A 2,464-nucleotide genomic window follows, 5' to 3' on the forward strand; every position below is an offset into this window, starting at 1 on the left:
CTCATCCGGGCGTCGGCGGCGGGGTGGCGGCGAGGTCGGAGGGCTTGGCGCCGCGCTCGCCCAGCACCACGGCGAAGCTGCCGGCGATGATCAGCAGGCCGCCGACCGCCAGAGCCAGGGTCAGATGGTCGCCGAACAGGGCCACGCCCAGGGTGGCCCCCATCAGCGGCTCGATATTGATGAACACGCCCGCGCTGGCGGCGCCCACGCGGGCGGCGCCGAACTGCCAGGCGGCGGTGGCGAGCAGGGTGGCGAAAACGCCCTGGCCGATGATCCCGGCCCAGGCGCCGGGGCTCAGGTCGAGATCGGGCGGCCCATGCATGACGAGCGCGATGGGGAGGATCGCCGCGGTGGCGACGATCACCGTCACGGCGGGAATGGCCATGGGCGTCGGCGGCTTGGGCGCGCGGCGAAGGACGATCAGCCAGGCCAGGAAGATGAACAGGGCGATCAGCGACAGGGCCACGCCCAGCGGCGAACCCGCGCCGTCGGGCCGCCCCGCGATGCAGGCCGCGCCCAGCGTCGCGGCGGCGACGCCCACCCAGGAAGCGCGGCTGACCCGCTCGCCCAGCAGCCTGGCGGAGATGGCGATGAGCGCCGGCATGGCGCCGACCAGCAGGGCGGCCAGGGTGACGCTGACATAGGCCAGGCCCTCGAACTGGACCAGGAACGCCACGCCGTAGAGAACGCCGCCCAACAGGACGACGGGGGAGGCGAACAGGGCCCGGCATTCCGCGCGCGCCAGGGCGAAGGGCAGGGCGACCACGGCGGCCACGGCGAAGCGCAGCAACACCATGTGGGCGGCGTCGGTTTCGCGCAGCACAAGCTTGCCCAAGGGGAAGCCCAGGCCCCAGAAGACGCCCGCGAGGGCGAGGGCGATGAAGGCGAGGCGTTTCATGTCCGCCTCCTGCCGCATTCGACGGCCGTTGGCGAGGGCGCGCGAAGGCAGCCGTGCAAGTGTCACTCCGGCTTGACTCCCTCGCGCCGGAGCGTAGAGCGTCAACTTCATGGTTAACTATCAAGATTCAAAGCTCGACCGCACCTTCGCCGCCCTGTCGGATCCGACCCGGCGGGCGTTGCTGTCGCAACTGGGCGAGCGGCAGGACATGTCAGTCACCGAACTGGCCCGGCCGTTCTCCATGTCGCTGCCAGCGGTGATGAAGCACCTGGACGTGCTGTCGGATGCGGGCCTGATCACCCGCAGCAAGACCGGCCGGCGGGTGGCCTGCCGACTGACCGCCGAGCCGATGCGCGAGGCGGTGAGCTGGCTGACGCGATACGAGACCTTCTGGGCCGAGGGCCTGGACCGGCTGGCCGCCTACGCCGAGGCCCAGGAGCCGAGCTAGCCGGGCGTTCCGGTCCGCGCGCGCGCGGGAGAACGCGGGTCCCTGGACGGGGAGGCCTCGCTCGTGACCAATGCGGTCCAGGTCGGGGAGGACCGTCATGATCACAGCTTGGGTGAAGTTCGCCGTCTTCGTGGTGGCGGTGCTGGCCTTGCCGGCCGCCCTGATGGCCAGCGGCGATCCGCAGGTGGTGGATCTGGGCAAGCTGGCCATGATCCTCAGCCCCGGCGTCGCGGGACTGGCGCTGAACTTCGGCCTGGGCGATCGCGGTCTCAAGGCGCGCTGGGGGCAGGTCGCCCTGGCGGCCGGCGTGACCCTGGCGGTGGTGGCGGCAGCCCTGGTCCCGGCCTTCGCCTCGGGGCTCGCGGCCTTCCGAGCGCCGGGCCTGGCGCCGTCCGGCCTGGCCGCGGTGGTGGCCGGCAGCGCGCTGACCAGCGTGCTGGAGGAACTGGGCTGGGCCGGCGGCGGGCTCGCCTTGGCGATCAAGGCGTTCGGCCGGCGGGCTGGGGTTCTGGTCCTGGGCCTGGTCTGGGCGGCCTGGCACCTGATCCCGACGATGTTGAAGGTGGGGCTGTTCCCCGACCTGGAGGCCGCGTCACCGGCCATGCTGGCCGCCTTCGTCGCCTCGTGCCTGATCTATCGCGAACTTCTCACCCAGCTGCGCGAGCGGGCGGCGACCTGGTGGGCGGCGGCGGCGGGCCACGCGGCGCCGAACATCCTGCTGGCCGGCCTGCTGGGCGCGGGGCTGGGCTTCGATCTGACGCGAGGCTGGTGGTTCTTCCCGGCGCCCGGAGGCCTGGTGTTTCCGGCGATGGCGCTGTTGGCGGTGGTGATGTTGCGGCGGCGCGCGCGAGCCTAGTCCACGAAAAAGGGCGGCGCCGGAACGCCGCCCTCATCGATATCGCGCAGGTCGGCGATCAGGCCGCGGCGTGAGCCATGGCGCGGCGGCGGCGCAGGGCCGAGCCGGCGAGGCCGAAGCCCAGGATCATCATGGTCCAGGTCACCGGCTCGGGAACCGCGGAGATGCTCGCCGTGACGAACCCGGTGTTGTCGCCGGCGTTCTCGTCCCAGTAGTAGAGATTGAGCGTGCCCGTGCTCCAGGCCTGGCCTGAGAAGCTGGT

General features: G+C 72.2%; 4 protein-coding genes. 2 read left to right on the forward strand and 2 right to left on the reverse strand.

Going from position 1 to position 2,464, the window contains the following annotated elements:
- Position 1 precedes the first annotated feature (1 nt).
- Positions 2–898 carry a DMT family transporter gene (locus tag RMO04_RS09505; RefSeq protein ID WP_309644540.1) on the reverse strand — a complete coding sequence of 299 codons (897 nt, stop codon included), beginning with the start codon at positions 896–898 and terminating at the stop codon, positions 2–4.
- Between the two features lie 109 nt (positions 899–1,007).
- Here RMO04_RS09505 and RMO04_RS09510 point away from each other — a divergent pair, with 109 nt between their 5' ends.
- Both RMO04_RS09510 and RMO04_RS09515 read left to right on the forward strand, forming a co-directional pair.
- Complete coding sequence (locus tag RMO04_RS09510; RefSeq protein WP_309644541.1) at positions 1,008–1,346, forward strand: metalloregulator ArsR/SmtB family transcription factor; 339 nt, start codon at positions 1,008–1,010, stop codon at positions 1,344–1,346.
- Between the two features lie 97 nt (positions 1,347–1,443).
- Positions 1,444–2,202, forward strand: coding sequence for a type II CAAX prenyl endopeptidase Rce1 family protein (locus tag RMO04_RS09515; RefSeq protein WP_309644542.1), 759 nt, complete (start codon positions 1,444–1,446; stop codon positions 2,200–2,202).
- A 58-nt stretch (positions 2,203–2,260) separates the two neighbouring features.
- On the opposite strand, the gene RMO04_RS09520 is transcribed toward RMO04_RS09515, so the two are convergent.
- A partial coding sequence (locus tag RMO04_RS09520) for a PEPxxWA-CTERM sorting domain-containing protein (RefSeq protein ID WP_309644543.1) occupies positions 2,261–2,464 on the reverse strand: 204 nt, incomplete at its 5' end.

The organism is Phenylobacterium sp., assembly GCF_031412415.1.
Lineage (GTDB): Bacteria > Pseudomonadota > Alphaproteobacteria > Caulobacterales > Caulobacteraceae > Phenylobacterium.